This is a genomic window from Listeria floridensis FSL S10-1187 (assembly GCF_000525875.1).
Taxonomy (GTDB): domain Bacteria; phylum Bacillota; class Bacilli; order Lactobacillales; family Listeriaceae; genus Listeria; species Listeria floridensis.
This window is the reverse complement of the sequence record NZ_AODF01000008.1, coordinates 1-15,554: the sequence shown is the minus strand read 5'-3', so window position 1 is coordinate 15,554 and position 15,554 is coordinate 1. Positions and strand designations below refer to the sequence as shown.

15 protein-coding genes, 2 pseudogenes and 1 riboswitch are annotated in these 15,554 nt (G+C 41.6%); of the genes and pseudogenes, 5 read left to right on the top strand and 12 right to left on the bottom strand.

The genetic code is table 11. The features are described 5' to 3' along the window. Positions 1-127: 127 nt before the first annotated feature. Entirely contained in the window at positions 128-376 is a 249-nt protein-coding gene (locus tag MFLO_RS04285; protein WP_036096640.1) for a ferredoxin, read from the top strand. A gap of 24 nt (positions 377-400) precedes the next feature. Here MFLO_RS04285 and MFLO_RS04280 read toward each other — a convergent pair whose 3' ends face one another. The 12 genes and pseudogenes from MFLO_RS04280 to fur form a co-directional block, all read right to left on the bottom strand. Next, a complete protein-coding gene (locus MFLO_RS04280) occupies positions 401-1,000 on the bottom strand; it encodes an ECF transporter S component (protein ID WP_149022967.1) in 600 nt (199 codons plus the stop codon). Positions 1,001-1,180: 180 nt separating this feature from the next. Next, a riboswitch (FMN riboswitch) is annotated at positions 1,181-1,301 on the bottom strand. Positions 1,302-1,389: 88 nt separating this feature from the next. Beyond that, positions 1,390-1,914, bottom strand: coding sequence for an acyl-CoA thioesterase (locus MFLO_RS04275; protein WP_036096639.1), 525 nt, complete (start codon positions 1,912-1,914; stop codon positions 1,390-1,392). Between the two features lie 17 nt (positions 1,915-1,931). Beyond that, positions 1,932-3,718: pseudogene (locus MFLO_RS04270) on the bottom strand (ATP-binding protein). 99 nt (positions 3,719-3,817) lie between these two features. Then, a pseudogene (locus MFLO_RS04265) lies at positions 3,818-4,535 on the bottom strand (response regulator transcription factor). Positions 4,536-4,746: 211 nt separating this feature from the next. Continuing rightward, positions 4,747-5,484: a pseudouridine synthase gene (locus MFLO_RS04260; protein ID WP_036096637.1), complete on the bottom strand. Its 738-nt coding sequence runs from the start codon at positions 5,482-5,484 to the stop codon at positions 4,747-4,749. Continuing rightward, positions 5,484-6,068 carry an SMC-Scp complex subunit ScpB gene (gene scpB, locus MFLO_RS04255; RefSeq protein ID WP_036096636.1) on the bottom strand — a complete coding sequence of 195 codons (585 nt, stop codon included), beginning with the start codon at positions 6,066-6,068 and terminating at the stop codon, positions 5,484-5,486. The genes MFLO_RS04260 and scpB overlap by 1 nt, the downstream gene beginning before the upstream one ends. Further along, the gene (locus MFLO_RS04250) at positions 6,055-6,804 is read right to left on the bottom strand and encodes a segregation/condensation protein A (RefSeq protein ID WP_036096633.1); all 750 of its coding nucleotides are present in this window, start codon (positions 6,802-6,804) and stop codon (positions 6,055-6,057) included. The genes scpB and MFLO_RS04250 overlap by 14 nt, the downstream gene beginning before the upstream one ends. 15 nt (positions 6,805-6,819) lie before the next feature. Continuing rightward, positions 6,820-8,133, bottom strand: a complete 1,314-nt coding sequence (gene lysA, locus MFLO_RS04245) for a diaminopimelate decarboxylase (RefSeq protein WP_036096631.1) — start codon at positions 8,131-8,133, stop codon at positions 6,820-6,822. Between the two features lie 212 nt (positions 8,134-8,345). Continuing rightward, positions 8,346-9,164: a purine-nucleoside phosphorylase gene (locus MFLO_RS04240; RefSeq protein WP_036096630.1), complete on the bottom strand. Its 819-nt coding sequence runs from the start codon at positions 9,162-9,164 to the stop codon at positions 8,346-8,348. Positions 9,165-9,183: 19 nt separating this feature from the next. Continuing rightward, complete coding sequence (gene deoB, locus MFLO_RS04235) at positions 9,184-10,368, bottom strand: phosphopentomutase (protein ID WP_036096629.1); 1,185 nt, start codon at positions 10,366-10,368, stop codon at positions 9,184-9,186. Between the two features lie 28 nt (positions 10,369-10,396). Further along, complete coding sequence (gene xerD, locus MFLO_RS04230) at positions 10,397-11,287, bottom strand: site-specific tyrosine recombinase XerD (RefSeq protein ID WP_036096627.1); 891 nt, start codon at positions 11,285-11,287, stop codon at positions 10,397-10,399. 182 nt (positions 11,288-11,469) lie between these two features. After that, the gene (gene fur, locus MFLO_RS04225; protein WP_036096625.1) at positions 11,470-11,922 is read right to left on the bottom strand and encodes a ferric iron uptake transcriptional regulator; all 453 of its coding nucleotides are present in this window, start codon (positions 11,920-11,922) and stop codon (positions 11,470-11,472) included. A gap of 318 nt (positions 11,923-12,240) precedes the next feature. Here fur and MFLO_RS04220 point away from each other — a divergent pair, with 318 nt between their 5' ends. From MFLO_RS04220 to MFLO_RS04205, 4 genes are all read left to right on the top strand, one after another. Beyond that, positions 12,241-13,083, top strand: a complete 843-nt coding sequence (locus MFLO_RS04220) for an ABC transporter ATP-binding protein (RefSeq protein WP_036096624.1) — start codon at positions 12,241-12,243, stop codon at positions 13,081-13,083. Beyond that, entirely contained in the window at positions 13,061-14,056 is a 996-nt protein-coding gene (locus tag MFLO_RS04215) for an NAD(P)/FAD-dependent oxidoreductase (RefSeq protein WP_036096622.1), read from the top strand. Before MFLO_RS04220 ends, MFLO_RS04215 begins: the two co-directional genes overlap by 23 nt. 311 nt (positions 14,057-14,367) lie before the next feature. Then, a complete protein-coding gene (locus MFLO_RS04210) occupies positions 14,368-14,565 on the top strand; it encodes a hypothetical protein (protein WP_036096620.1) in 198 nt (65 codons plus the stop codon). Further along, positions 14,543-15,511, top strand: a complete 969-nt coding sequence (locus tag MFLO_RS04205; protein ID WP_036096618.1) for a glycosyltransferase — start codon at positions 14,543-14,545, stop codon at positions 15,509-15,511. The genes MFLO_RS04210 and MFLO_RS04205 overlap by 23 nt, the downstream gene beginning before the upstream one ends. The last annotated feature ends 43 nt before the right edge of the window (positions 15,512-15,554 follow it).

Genomic DNA, 15,554 nt, shown 5'->3' with positions numbered 1-15,554 from the left:
CGCTTCACCTCAGTCCTAGAGCTATCATATCATAGAAACACCCGTTCTACACCTATTTCATACGGTTCCGTATTTTTCAAAAAAGTGATATACTCCTAAGTAGCGAAATTGGAAAGGAAGGATGAGCTTGGCGAAATTTACGATCGTTGATCAAGAAACTTGTATTGCTTGCGGGGCTTGCGCACTTCATGCTCCAAACCTTTACGATTACAATACAGAAGGTGTTGCCTACACACTGCTTGATGACAACCAAGGAAACAAAGCGATTCCAGATTCAGAAGAAGAAAATGCGCTTGAAGCAGAATGGAATTGCCCTTCACTTTCCATAAAAATAGCGGACCGACCATTCAATGGCGATCCGCATCAACATTCTTAAATCGAGATTTAAGCACTGTGTACCTCACGGTGCTTTTTTTTCATATTTTGCTTGTTCCTTTTTCGAACGATTTTTTGCAATAAAATTTTTCATCGGTGCATAGAGCAACATAAAACCAGCACTAACAACCACACCTTTTAATAAGTTAAACGGAATAATTGCCGCCGTAACGAGTGCAAGAATATCAGTTTCAGCAGGAAGTCCGCCAAGCTTTACATAAAACGGCAAGAGTATAAAATAATTGAAAAGCGACATCGCGATTGTCATCAACAGAGTGCCGAGAGCCGCTGAAGCCAAAAAACCTTTTGTGCCGCGAACAAAGCGGAATAAATAATAAATCGGAAGTGTATAGCAGAGTCCCGATAGGAAATTGGTTATTTCACCAACTGGAATACCAACTGGACTGCCTGATACAATAAACTCCAAAATATTTTTGATCAATTCAATCAAAATAATCGCAAGTGGTCCAAACATTAAACCACCGATAAGTGCTGGGATATCACTAAAATCCAGCTTTAGAAACGGTGCACTCGGAAGTAGCGGAAATTGAAGAAGCATAATAATAAATGCCACTGTTCCAAATACCGCAATACTTACAAACGCCTTTAAAGAATAACTCTTCACTTTTAACTCTCCTTTTGGTTCATCTAAAAAGAAAGTTCGACAACCTCAAAAGCAATCTGCCATATGAAAAAACCTCTCTAATTAAAAACTATTAGAGAGGTTTGTGAATCTCTATACAAGCTGAGCAAAAAAGCTACAGCGTACATGACACACTAAAGCAGACAAGCTAAAAAAAGCCGTCAACATCCTCTCCCATCCAGACTATACTGTCGGTCCTGGAATTGCACCAGAGTCAACTGCTAAAAAGCAGATCGTGGACTATACCACCGGTCGGGAATTACACCCTGCCCCGAAGATGAACAATATGATTTTTTGTGTTCCCACTCACAATAAGCATGAACACAATATTAATTTTAACATGAAAACGGGATTAATCAAGAATTTTTTCTTTAAAATAACCAAGGAATCTCTGTTTTCAAGGAACCCGCGAGGTCACGACTTGCCTTCAGCCGTTCTTTCCGCGCAGCAGCTCGACTTACTGCCCCTGCATGAATCATCTTTTCTTCCTCACTTTCCGGCACAACTTCCGGCACCTCCACCGGCCGACCGTCTTCCCCAATCGCAACAAACGTAAGAAATGAAGTCGCCGCAAGATAGCGCTCGCCTGTCATCAAGTTTTCCGAAATTACTTTTACGAAAATCTCCATCGACGTCCGACCAACCGCTGCCACATACGACTCAAGGCAAACTGAATGATCGTTTTTTATCGGCTGTAAAAAGTCTACTGAATCCGTTGAAGCTGTAACAATTCCAACGCGGCAATGACGCGATGCGCTGATCGAAGCCGTATCATCAATATAAGTCATCAATTTTCCACCAAAAAGTGTATTATGATTATTTGTATCTTGCGGGAAAACCCGGCTTGTTTTAATCACAAGTGATTCTTTGCAAAATTTTTGTGTCCGTTCTGTCAATCCTAACTCCCCCTAGTTTAAAATAATGGCAGGCTGATGATGAAAGATGAACCTTTCCCTACCGTGCTTTCTACCGTAATTTTTCCGTTATGGGCATCTACAATATTTTTAAACGATCGCAAGCCCAATCCCAGTTCCAGCTTTACCACGTGTTCGCGCCTTATCTGCTTTATAGAACCGTTCGAACAAATATGGAATATCTTCTTCTGGAATACCACTCCCGTTGTCGCTAACAACAATCAAAAGCTGATTATTGGCAAAATCAGCATGTTCTCTAACAGTAACAACACCATCAAAGCCAACTTTTCCAGTATGGCGAATTGCATTCATGATCAAGTTGATCAATACTTGCTCCATCCGATCTGTATCAAAGACATACGTGATCTCTGGATCATCGGCTTCAACACGCAATTCAACATTGTTCTCTTTCGCAAGCACCTCGAAATTAGACACAACTTTGCTGATAAACGGCAAGACTTCCGTTTCTTTCTTATCGAGTTGCGTGAACCCTGCTTCCATTCGAGCGAGATCAAGCATGTCATTCACAAGACGCCCAATTCTCAAAGATTCTTCATAAATGATTTGTGCAAATTCTCGTATCTCGTCTTCGGTTTGAGCCACACCGTCAATAATGGCTTCACTATAGCCCTGAAGCATTGAAATCGGCGTACGAAGTTCGTGCGAAATATTGCTGACAAAATCACTCTTCATCTTTTCAAGACGTTTTTCCTCAGTCATATCGCGAATAACCGTTACAATACTACGAATATTATCACCATTGTATAGTAGCGTTAAAATCGCAACATACGTTTGTCCGCCAAACGTAATTTCACCGACCGTCTCCTCGCGTGTTTTAAGTATTTCATCCAGCATGTCATTTAGTTTCTCCGGAATTAATACTTTTTCTTCATTTTCCTGCGAAAAGAACCAGTTATGTAAAAATTCTTCGGCTGGCGGATTGCTGAGAATAATCGTTTTATCAATATTAAATTTTACAACCCCGTCAGCCATCCCGACAAGGATATTTGAGAGCTGTTCTTTTTCTTGCCTTAATGCACTGATGTTATATTTGAGCTGCTGAGCCATATCATTAAAGGCAAGACCTAAATCTCCGATCTCATCATGCGTATAGCTTGGAACACGATTATCAAAATTTCCTCGCGAAACAGCTACCGCAATTTTTTTTCATCTCACGTAGCGGAAACGCCATGCGTGAAGAAAAAATGAAAGACAAGAGCGAAGTCACTAAAATTGCTCCAATTCCAGCAAAGACAAGGGTTCGTGTTGCTTTTTTTGTGATATTCAAAATATCATGAAAAGATTTATATAGATAAACTACACCCGTTTCACCATTGTCAAGCTTGAATGTTTTCGCATAAAGTTCGATTGGCAGGCTTTCGGGATTTTCTTCAAAATCATATTTCATCAGCAAATCCGGTGATTGTTCAAGTGCTTCATTCAATTTTTTATTTTTAGTAAGACGATCAATTGAACTTTTAGAAACACGATCACGTGATTCTTTCGCATAAATACTGACACCATTTTGAGCAATAATAACACCCATTGTATTATCAAGAAGAGCAAGTGAATCTTGACTCGCACTTCCTTCCTTGATCAGCTCATCATTTTCTTTCATGATATCAATGATTTTATTAGTATTTTCCTTTAACTCATTTTCAATTTCAGTCAAGTTGTTCTTTTCATATATAACTGCCACAAGGAAACCGCAAATGACAAGCACGCCAATGAGAAGCAGGATGGTTGTACTCCAAATTTTCCCAACAATGCTGTTCCAGATTTTCATCACTATACGCCTCCCTTTTCTCCAACCTAAAAATGAACAGGTTTTTTGTAGAAATTGACAAAACGCAATCTTTACAACCTGCTCATTTTTTATTTAGCTTCAGTCTTCTGGAATTTCAAATTTATAGCCTAAACCCCAAACGGTTACGATCATTTTAGCAGCATCTTCTGAGATATCCAAAAGCTTTTCTCTTAACCGCTTCACATGCGTATCAATCGTACGCAAATCTCCAAAGAACTCATAACGCCACACTTCTTTTAACAGCGACTCGCGGTCAAAAACCTTATCCGGTGATTTAGCTAAATAATACAGCAAATCATATTCTTTTGGTGTTAAATTCACCTCAGTACCATCAACAATAACACGATGCGCTTCATTATCGATACTTAAATGAGGGAAATTAATAATATCTCCTGGCACCGATGTAACAACACCAGGGTCAGTTTTTTTTGGCACGTCGAAGCACCGCCTTCACACGCAACACAACTTCACGCGGACTAAACGGCTTTACGATATAGTCATCTGCTCCAACTTCAAATCCTTGAACCCGATTGGCTTCTTCTCCTTTAGCAGTCAGCATGACAACCGGAGTTGATTTATATTCGCGTAATTCGCGGCATACTTCAATTCCATCTTTTCCAGGCATCATCAGATCAAGAAGAATGACTTCATAATTGTTGTTCAGTGCCATTTGAAGAGCTTCATCACCGTCGCTCGCCTCATCAATACGGAAATTCTCCCGTTCGAGGTACATCTTTAACAGGCGGCGAATTCGGTCCTCATCATCAACAACAAGCACTTTTATCTGCTCACTCATAAGTACTCATCCCCCAAATTCTCTTTTTCATTTTATACTGAACGGCGAATATTTGAAAAAAGCTCAAAAAACGCCAACATCATAATTTCATCCAAAGCACCCACATACTTTCGGACAGTTGATTTTCAGTCAATAAAATACTTCTAACCTAAATTATACATGTTTTTATTAAAACAAGCTATCAGAAACTTTGCTGTTTGTTAAACTTTTATCACACATGCGGATTTTGACCGAACTTCGCAAGCGATTTCAGTTGTCTGACTTCATGATGACTAAGTTCACGTCTTTCACCGGCATTAAGACCGCGCAAATCAAGAAACGCATAAGCTTCGCGTGACAGTTTTTGAACTGGATGTCCAATACTCTCAAACATTTTCCTCACTTGACGATTGCGACCTTCATGAATGACAACTTCGACGATGGCTTTTTGCTTCACCTTGTCAAACGAGCGCATTTTCACTTTAGCTTTTGCTGTTTTTCTTCCATCAATCACAACACCATATGCAAGTTTTTGCAGTTTATCTTTTTCTGGGATACCCTTCACGCGTGCAATGTAGCGCTTTTCGATATTATGGCGCGGGTGCATCAATAAATTGGCAAATTCCCCATCATTTGTCATAAGCAAAAGCCCAGATGTTTCATAATCTAAGCGCCCTACCGGATATAATCGTTCCGGAATATCGACGAAGAAATCAGTTACAACGCGCCGTCCTTTATCATCTGTTACCGCCGAAACAACACCGCGCGGCTTATAAAACAAAAAGTAGCGCTTAATTTCCTTTGTCAGCTCCACGCCTTCTACTTCTACGTGATCAGAATCACTGACTTTAACCCCAAGTTCTGTGACAAGCTCACCATTTACCTTTACTTTACCGTCAAGTATCATTTGTTCTGCTTTTCGCCTTGAAGCAATGCCAGCATTCGCTATTACTTTTTGGAGTCTCTCCATTATTCTTCCTCCATTCGATTGAACTTATCAAAAAACAAGTCCAGTTCATCTTGTACCTCATCTTCACCCGGCTCTTGAAGCTTTGGAAGATCATCCAAACTTTTCAGCCCAAACGCATCCAAAAACTCATTCGTCGTCACATAGAGCTTGGCTCGACCTGCACCCTCTGCCCGACCTTGATCAGCCACGAGCCCTCTTGCAACAAGCGTCCTGATTGGGCCGTCCGTTTGAACACCGCGAACTTCATCTACTTCCATTCGGGTGATTGGCTGCTTATACGCAATGATCGCAAGCGTTTCAAGCGAGGCCTGCGAAAGCGACGTAATTCGCGGCGATTCCACCAATTTTCTCAGATAAGCTGCGTGTTCTTTTTTTGTCGCGAGCTGAAAAGCACCAGCCAGTTCAAGCAGAACCAAACCGCGTGCTTGATTTTGCTCATATTCCTCACTTAGCGACTCTAGCAAGTTCAGTGCTTCAATATATGTAATTTCCATAACTTCGGTCAGCTGTTTCGTTGAAAGACCTTCATCTCCGGCTGCAAAAAGTAGACTTTCAAGCACGCCGAGCTGTTCATTTTTGTTCACGTTTCTTCCCTCTACCTTTCACATAAAGCTCCGCAAAGCTCGATTCCTGCTCAACCGCAACAAGTTCCCGTTTCATAAGTTCTAAAAGCGCGAGAAAAGTAACAACGAGTTCTTCTTTGGTATGCTCCTCAAATAGCTCGTCGAATTTTATTTTCGTTTCAGCCCTTTCAAGACGTGCCATCACTTCATCCATCCGCGCATCAATCGAAATTTCCTGCGTCGTAATTCGCGTATGTAGCGGCTTGTTCAGCTTTTTGCGTCGTAAAAGCTTATTAAAAGCTCCGAGCATATCATTCAAACTGACATCAAGTTCCCCGCGAGGCGCATCTTCCTCATATTCCGAAAGATCCATTGGGGCTTTGCTGAAATAAAACCCGCGCTCATTTTCCTTATCCTTCAACTCGCGCGCCGCTTCCTTATATCGCTTATATTCCATCAGCCTAATAACAAGCTCATCGCGCGGATCAAGATCTGGATCAAATTCATCGAAATCCTCTTCAAGTTCTTGCTTTGGAAGCAACATTTTGCTTTTAATCGCAAGCAGAGTAGCAGCCATCACCAAATATTCGCTCGCCACATCCAGTTCTAAAATCTGCATTTTATGAATGTATTCCATATATTGTTCCGTAATTTCCGCAACCGGAATATCATAAATATCGACTTCGAGCTTACCGATCAAATGAAGCAGCAAATCGAGCGGCCCTTCAAAAGCTTCTACCTTTAATTTCATTTCCATCGTCATTCATCCACCTTACCAGAGCGGCAAATCATTGCGAATCAAATCCGCATACGATTCTCGCGCGACAACAAGCTTGCTTTCTCCATTTTCAACAAAGACAACAGGCGGTCTTGGAATTCGATTGTAATTGCTCGCCATCGCATAACCATATGCTCCCGTACAGAAAACCGCCAACACATCACCGCTCTCTGATTTCGGTAGCGGCAAATCCCAAATCAGCATATCGCCTGATTCACAGCATTTCCCTGCAATCGCAACCGTCTCCTCAGCTTCTCCGTTTGGTTCACTAGCAAGAACCGCGTCATAATGTGCTTCGTAAAGTGCCGGCCGAATATTGTCGCTCATACCTCCATCGACCGCTACATAATCGCGCACGCCTGGAACCTCTTTGCGCGACCCGATCCGATATAGCGTAGTACCTGCTTCGCCGACAAGCGAACGCCCTGGTTCAATCCAAATTTCCGGAACATCAAGCCCGTTTGCTTGTGCCATATTTTTCACTTCTGCAACAATTTCTTTCACGTACTCTTCCGGTGCAAGCGGCTCATCCTCTGCCGTATATCTGACACCAAAACCGCCACCAAGATTAAGCACCTTCGATTCAAAACCGAACAAATCGCGGAACAAGACAAGCTGTTCCATAATCCGGTGAGCAGCCATGATGAAACCCGTTGTTTCAAAAATTTGCGATCCAATATGACAATGTAGCCCAATCAAATCAAACACATCGTCTGCCGCAAGTACTTCTCGAATTGCCGCCTCAGCTTGCCCATTTGTCAGCCCAAATCCAAATTTCGAGTCATCCTGCCCCGTCAAAATATAGTCGTGCGTATGCGCTTCGATTCCGGGCGTAACCCGAACAAGCACCGCTGTTTTCATTTTCTTTTCATGAAGCATCTCTTTCAAAAGCGCGATTTCATGAAAATTATCGAGCACAATACAGCCAATCTTATAATCAAGGGCAAGCTCAATTTCATCAGCCGTTTTATTGTTCCCGTGAAAATGAATTCGCTCAGCCGGGAAGCCAGCTTGAATCGCCGTATACAGCTCGCCTCCGGATACCACATCAAGTGAGAGACCTTCCTCTGCCATCAACTGATAAATCGCAAGCGCTGAGAAAGCTTTACTTGCATAGGCAACTTGCGCCGCTACACCAAGTTCAGCAAACGTCTCTTTAAAGCCGCGAGCTCGTTCGCGTATCAATGCCACATCATACACATAAAGGGGAGTGCCATACTGCTCGACAAGTTTAAGCGTGTCCACCCCTCCGATTTCGAGATGTCCAACTTCATTTACATTCATTGTTCCAAATTGTTCAAATGCCAACCTTGTCCCCACCTTTGTCCATTAAATTACGCTACTCGCGCTTAAAGTTTCTTTACTATAGTAGCATAAAGCACTATCGCGAAACAATAACTATCTGAGCGAAAAGCCAAAAACCTAAGCAAAAGAAGTGGCAAAAGTCTCGTTTTACAGGCTATCAAAAAAGAAAAAAACCGTCCCTTCAATCCAAAGATTAAAAAGACGGCTCCAAACATTTATTTTATTTTTCGAATGATGTCACGCACATAGGTAAGGAAAGTTTGCTGAACACGATCTGTTGTTTCAATCACTTCATCATGCGAAAGCGGCTGATCAAGAATTCCCGCCGCCATATTTGTAATACAAGAAATTCCAAGTACGCGCATGCCTGCATGATTTGCAACAATCACCTCAGGCACTGTCGACATTCCAACAGCATCTGCGCCGAGCGTCCGCATCATCCGAATTTCAGCCGGCGTTTCGTACGTTGGACCACTAAAGCCGGCGTAAACCCCTTCACAGATTTCAATCTCCAAGTCTTGCGCAATTTTACGCGCCATTTCCCTAAGTTCCAGATTATAAGCTTCTGACATATCAGGAAAGCGTGGTCCGAATGTATCTTCGTTCTTGCCGATCAACGGATTGTTTCCCGTAAAATTGATATGGTCTGAAATTAGCATTAAATCACCAGCGTGAAACAGTTCATTCACGCCGCCTGCTGCATTTGTCACAATCAGTGTTTCTACTCCAAGCTGTTTCATCACACGAATAGGGAAGGTCACATCTTGCATCGAATAGCCTTCATAAAAATGAAAGCGACCTTGCATGGCGACAACTTCTTTTTGTTCTAATTCGCCGAAAACAAATTGACCGGCATGCCCCGAAACCGTAGAAACCGGAAAATGTGGTACGTCTTCATAAGAGAGTTTGATTGGATTTTTAATTTCATCCGCCAAAACGCCAAGTCCCGAACCAAGAATCAATCCAATCTTTGGCATACCCCCATAACTTTCTTTAATCTTAGCAACTGCTTGATTTACTTTCTCCATGCTCATTCGAAAAAACTCCCATCTCTCATTTTAAATCGTTTAAAAAGCTTGTACCGTATTCAGGCATCTTCACACCAAAGTTTTCCGCCACCGTAGCTCCTAAATCAGCAAAAGTTTTTCTTAGTGGAAGTTCTTTTCCGCCATCTGCAAATTTCTTCGAATAGACTAAAAGCGGAACATATTCGCGCGTATGGTCTGTCCCACTATATGTTGGATCATTACCATGATCAGCCGTGATAATGAGTAAATCATCTTCATTCATATTTTGATACACTTCCGGCAAACGCGCATCAAATTCTTCAAGCGCCCGGCCGTAGCCTTCCGGATCTCTTCTATGCCCATAAAGCGCATCAAAATCCACTAAATTAAGAAAACTCATCCCGTGAAACTCTTTTTTCAGTACATTCACAAGCTGGTCCATCCCGTCCATATTCGACGTTGTCCGAATCGATTCCGTCACACCTTCGCCATCAAAAATATCAGAAATTTTACCAATTGCAATCACATCTCTGTCGCCATCTTGAAGTGCATTCATCACCGTTGGATGAAACGGTTTAAGCGCATAATCATGTCGGTTAGGCGTGCGCTTAAATGCACCCGGTTCGCCAACAAAAGGCCGTGCAATAATGCGTCCGAGCATATAAGGATCATCGAGTGTAATCTCACGGCAAAATTCGCAAATTTCATAGAGTTCCTCGAGCGGAATAATATCTTCATGTGCTGCAATTTGCAGCACAGAATCTGCTGACGTATAGACAATTAATGCCCCCGTTTTCATTTGTTCTTCGCCGAGTTCATCCATAATCTCTGTTCCACTCGCCGGTTTATTTCCAATCACTTTCCGCCCAGTCTTCTCTTCAATTTGCTGAATGAGTTCATCCGGAAAACCATCTGGAAAAACACGGAATGGCGTGTCAATATAAAGCCCCATAATTTCCCAGTGACCCGTCATCGTATCTTTGCCGCGAGAAGCTTCCTGCATTTTTGTATAATACGCTTTCGGATGCTCTGCTTTTTCGACACCTAAAACCGGTTCAATATTTGAAAGACCTAGCTTGCCCATTTCCGGCATTTTAAGACCATTCATTTTTTCAGCGATATGTCCAAAAGTATCAACATTAAAATCGCCAAATTCCGCTGCATCGGGAGCTTCCCCGATCCCAACTGAATCCATAACTACAACGTGGATTCGCTTAAATTGTTCTGCCATTAATCCCATCGCCTTTCTTCACTTTTTATTACGCACGCGGATGATACTGCTTATAAACATCCTTAAGCCGTGCCTTTGTCACATGTGTATATATTTGGGTGGTTGAAATATCAGCATGTCCCAGAAGTTCTTGAACTGAACGCAAATCTGCACCATTTTCAAGTAAATGTGTGGCAAACGAATGCCTCAGCGTATGAGGTGTAATCGGTTTTGTAATTCCCGCTTTCATCGTCAGTTGTTTTAAATTTTTCCAAAACCCTTGGCGCGTAAGCCCCTTGCCGTGATGATTCAAAAACACAAAATCAGTCCGTGCTTTCTGATTTGCAAACTTAGGTCGGGCAGATTCTAAGTACCCTTCTAGAGCGGCTACTGCCGTTTTACCAAGAGGAATAATACGTTCTTTATTTCCCTTTCCGATCGTTTGAATAAATCCCATGTTGAGATGCAAGTCATCAAGCTTTAAATGGACGAGCTCCGAAACACGCAGCCCAGTCGCATAAAGCACTTCAAGCATTGCTTTATCGCGCACACCAAACATCGTCCCAAGATCCGGCGCATCAAGCAGTTTTTCAACGTCCTGATAGTTTAACACCTTCGGCAAGCTTTGACGCTGTTTCGGCGTTTCAATTTGAATCATCGGATCTTTTGCCACTTTGCCATCATGCAGCAAAAAGTGAAAAAAGGAACGGAGTGAAGCGATGTAGCGGGCAATCGTTCGCGGCGATTTTCCAGCTTCACGCGCGTAATTCATGAACGAAACAATTTCCTGACGCGTCACCTTTGCCGGATCGTCTATACCTTCTTCTTCCTTTAAATACAACATAAAGAAGTGAAGATCACGCTTATAGGCAGTAAGAGTATTCGATGCTAAACCGCGCTCAACCGTTAAAAAATGCAAAAAAATCTTCAATCCATTCATCCATGTCCTCGCCTCCTGCTTTTCCATTTTAACACGAAACCGAAACGTATTGAACTTTTAACTAAAGCCACATTTTTTTGTAAAAAAAGAAACAGCCGAAGCTCGCTTCCTTCCACCCTATTTCCCCTTGTAAATCAGCGCAGCAAAAAAGCACCGGCGGTTCCGCCGGTGCTGTCCCCATTCTAGTTTTTCTTGCCGTTTGTACGGCAGTTTGAACAAATCCCCTGAAACGTCAAGCGATGATCTTTCACGAGAAAATGCCATTTGGCTTCCACAATTTTCTCCACATCTTCCAAAAGATCTTCTTGAATTTCTTCAACAGAGCCACATTCAAGGCAAACCAAGTGATGATGAAAATGTTTCGCTCCTTCCTTGCGTAAATCAAAACGCGAAACTCCATCGCCAAAACTGATTTTATCGACAACCCGTAATTCCGTTAAAAGTTCAAGTGTTCGGTAAACCGTCGCAAGACCTGTATCCGGTGCAATTTCTTTTACACGCATAAACACTTCTTCCGCACTCAAATGATCCTTCTCATTTTCGAGGAGAACGCGAACGGTCGCTTCTCGTTGAGGAGTTAATTTATAGCTTGCATCATGTAACTGAGCCTTGATCCGGCTGATTCTTCCTTCCATCTCCTGAACCTCCTTGCTCTTTATTCTCATTTCAACTTTTCCATTTTAAAATCATTCTAATTAAGAAATCATACTAAATCTTTATTTCAATCGCTAAAAAACAGCTTACTTCGTTCTGATTACTATGTTTAAAAAGATACCATAAATTCCCTTAGCTGTCTATAGTGATTATCAATTACTCATCTTTCTTTCCTAGTTTATAATTATTCTCATTTCTTTCGCAATTCTCATAAAAATTTTCTTGAATCTTCTTGATAAAATGTCTATACTTAAAGTGTTGAGAATGATTATCACTATTTAAAAGTTGGAGTGATGTAAATGGAACGACTTTATACTGAAAATTTACAAATTGCTTATGACAAACGAATCATTGTTGATTCGCTCAATATAGAAATCCCTAAAGGAGAAATCACTGCCCTTGTTGGAGCTAATGGTTCCGGCAAGTCAACCATTTTAAAAACAATGGCTCGCCTGATCAAGCCTAAACAAGGAGCCGTCATTTTAGATGGTAAAAAAATCCATCAAGAGCCGACCAAACAAATTGCAAAAGAACTTGCGATTTTACCGCAAAATCCAGAAGCCCCAGAAGGATTAACAGTCGCTGAACTCATCCGATACGGACGAAGTCCACATCAAACTGGCTTTAAGACCGTTTCTGCACAAGATACAGAAATCATTGATTGGGCATTAAAAATGACAAGTTTGACCGATCTAAAAGAGCGTCCGCTTGATCATCTATCTGGCGGCCAAAGACAACGTGCTTGGATTGCCATGGCACTCGCGCAAGACACTGAAATTCTTTTTCTTGACGAACCTACAACTTTTCTTGATATGACCCATCAGCTTGATGTGATGAACATTTTAAAAGAACTCAATCAAACCGAACAAAAAACCATCGTCATGGTCGTTCATGATCTTAACCACGCCTCGCGCTACGCTTCTCATATGATTGCGATTAAAGACGGTAAAGTCGCAGCAAGCGGAGTACCGCAAGATGTGATGACAGCACCAATGCTCGAAGAAGTCTTTAATGTAAAAGCGGATATCTTGATTGATCCGCGTTCTGGAGTTCCGATTTGCATCCCGTACGAAACATGTAGCGGTTGTGAGATTAAAGATGTTGTCAGGGGGCTTGATTATGCAAACGTCCTCTCTATATGATATGACAATTATCGGTGCTGGTCCTATCGGTCTTTATACAGCCTTTTACAGCGGACTGCGTTCAATGAAAACAAAAGTGATTGATGCCGAACCGGGCGTTGGCGGAAAAATTCGTTATTTCTACCCGGAAAAGCTGATTCATGATATTGGGGGTATTGCCGAAATCAGCGGTGCCGAACTTGTACAAAACTTCAAACGTCAAGCCGAAACCTTTCAACCTAAATTTGTACTTGGGAACCGTGTGGTTGGACTTACAAATTTGCACGACGGAACTTTTGTTTTAACAACCGAAAACGGTGAACAGCATTTTTCAAAAACGGTTGTAATTGCTTGTGGGAATGGAACCTATAAAGTTGCCCCGCTCGAAGCAGACCACGCTGAAAAGCATAAACCTGCGATTCACTATCATTTGAGCGATATCGAAAAATTTCGAGGCAAAAAAGTGGTCGTTTCAGGCGGCGGCGATGCGGCGATTGATGCGGCTTTTACACTCAACCAAACGGCCGCACAAGTGGATTTAATCTACCGCGGCGAAAGTTTCAAGGGATATGAAGAGCGCGCGAAAGAACTGATGGATTCAGAAATCACTGTACACCTCCATCATGAAATTACGGCTTTAAATGAAGAAAATGACTTGGAAAAAATCACAGTTTGCTGCAAAACTTCTAACCAGCAGAAACAACTGGACTGTGAAGCACTCTTTATTAGTCACGGCGTAGAAGTTGATTTTAGCTTTGCCACAAATTGGGGACTTCAAACCGAAGAATGGGGTATCGCAGTTGATGAACTGATGCAGACAAACATTCCTGGCGTTTATGCATGCGGCGATACCGCTTGTTATCCGCGCAAGATTCGCATTATCGCTGCTGGATTACATGAAGCGGCGATTGCTGTAAACAGTGCGAAACAGCATTTAGAACCCGGAGCTGCTCCCGAAGCGATGGTCAGTACGCACCATGAACATTTTATGTAAAATTTCACTAAAAAACAGTCTCGCTTGAGGCTGTTTTTTTTTACCTTGTCAAATTAGTTCCCCTTCCCTTTCCGCAATGTATAAAAGTGGTAAAAAGTGTGTTTAAATGCCAATTTAAGTGGAATTGACAGTCTTTCTGTTTTTTTATATAGTGGAATTAGGAAGGGTATTTTCACTGCTTACCCACAGGTTAAACAATGGAAAAAGAATGGTTTTTCATTCTTATTTGTGATTAAATTAACATTTCGCAACTGGATAAACCAATTTTTCTTACCCGCCTATCTAATATACAAAAAGAAAGGTGAAAAAAGATGGCTCAAAATATTTTCATTGTCAATATTGCTGATCCAAGTACCGGCGGTGTTTCAATGTCCGTTTACAATCGTTTACAATATCAAGTCGATCACGATGATGTCATTTATAATATTAAATATGTTGATTCTGATTTCTTTAAGTTTCTAAAAAAAATGATGCGTAAAAGCAGAAATGAAAAAAAAACCGCTCGCTGAAAAAAGTATTAACGGCGCACCAGTAAAAGACATTTATTTAAAGCGAGGTCCGCTTGATCACTTGGCCGGATCAGAAAAGAAGTACGATAGAATTGCCAAGGAAATTTCGGCAGAGACACCAGATATGAAGCGGGTGATTTGCCACTGGGGGGCTAACCTTCCAATTGCAGCACGCTTGAAAATGAAAAGACCCGAGCTGAAATATGTGCAAATTTTTCACGGTTCAGATATTTATGTGATGACAAAAAATAACGAGACCTACCGCAGTGACATTTTACACGGAATCGAACTTGCTGATGAAATTATCTGTGTCAGTCAAGACTTAAAGAAAGCCGTTCAAAAATTAGCTCCGAATGCCGAAAATATTCGAGTTTTCTCAAATGGAATTACCGCTAAAAATTTCCATTTTGACCCTGCTGAAAAGAAAAAGAAGCGCATTGCCTTCGTCGGCAACTTGATTGATATTAAGCGCGCTTACTTGTTGCCAGATATTATCAAGAAAGTTATTTCAAAAAATCCAGATTTTGAATTTATCATCATGGGAGACGGAAAACTCCGTGGCGAAATCGCAGCAAACCTTGAAGGAATCCCTCAGGCTAAACTACTTGGTCGCGTCTCTCCTGAACAAGTATCAAGTGAACTAGGCAAATCGGATATCCTTCTTTTACCAAGTAAATCAGAAGGCTTCCCTTGCGTTGTAAATGAAGCTAAAGTTTCCGGTGCCTATGTAATCGGAACAAAACTCCCAGGTATCATTGAAGCAAACTTGAGTGATGATGGTCTTGTCGATAATGATACAGACGAAGCCATCAGCAGTTCCATCGCTGAAAAAATTCTAGCTTTTCCAAACCAGCCGATCAACTACGAAAAACTTGTCCAAGAAGCTAAAAACTTTGATTGGCAAATTATTAGTAAAGAAGAACTTGCGGCAATTAATGCAGAATAAAAAACACCCCCCGCTTACATATACACGCCGGGGGTTTATTTAA

What these genes read in the sequence shown, in the direction of transcription:
- MFLO_RS04250 (WP_036096633.1), bottom strand. Translation starts at nt 6,804, where the DNA reads ATGGAAATGAAATTAAAGGTAGAAGCTTTTGAAGGGCCGCTCGATTTG.
- MFLO_RS04220 (WP_036096624.1), top strand. Translation starts at nt 12,241, where the DNA reads ATGGAACGACTTTATACTGAAAATTTACAAATTGCTTATGACAAACGA.
- MFLO_RS04260 (WP_036096637.1), bottom strand. Translation starts at nt 5,484, where the DNA reads ATGGAGAGACTCCAAAAAGTAATAGCGAATGCTGGCATTGCTTCAAGG.
- MFLO_RS04210 (WP_036096620.1), top strand. Translation starts at nt 14,368, where the DNA reads ATGGCTCAAAATATTTTCATTGTCAATATTGCTGATCCAAGTACCGGC.
- deoB (WP_036096629.1), bottom strand. Translation starts at nt 10,368, where the DNA reads ATGGCAGAACAATTTAAGCGAATCCACGTTGTAGTTATGGATTCAGTT.
- xerD (WP_036096627.1), bottom strand. Translation starts at nt 11,287, where the DNA reads ATGAATGGATTGAAGATTTTTTTGCATTTTTTAACGGTTGAGCGCGGT.
- MFLO_RS04240 (WP_036096630.1), bottom strand. Translation starts at nt 9,164, where the DNA reads ATGAGCATGGAGAAAGTAAATCAAGCAGTTGCTAAGATTAAAGAAAGT.
- MFLO_RS04205 (WP_036096618.1), top strand. Translation starts at nt 14,543, where the DNA reads ATGAAAAAAAAACCGCTCGCTGAAAAAAGTATTAACGGCGCACCAGTA.
- fur (WP_036096625.1), bottom strand. Translation starts at nt 11,922, where the DNA reads ATGGAAGGAAGAATCAGCCGGATCAAGGCTCAGTTACATGATGCAAGC.
- MFLO_RS04215 (WP_036096622.1), top strand. Translation starts at nt 13,061, where the DNA reads ATGCAAACGTCCTCTCTATATGATATGACAATTATCGGTGCTGGTCCT.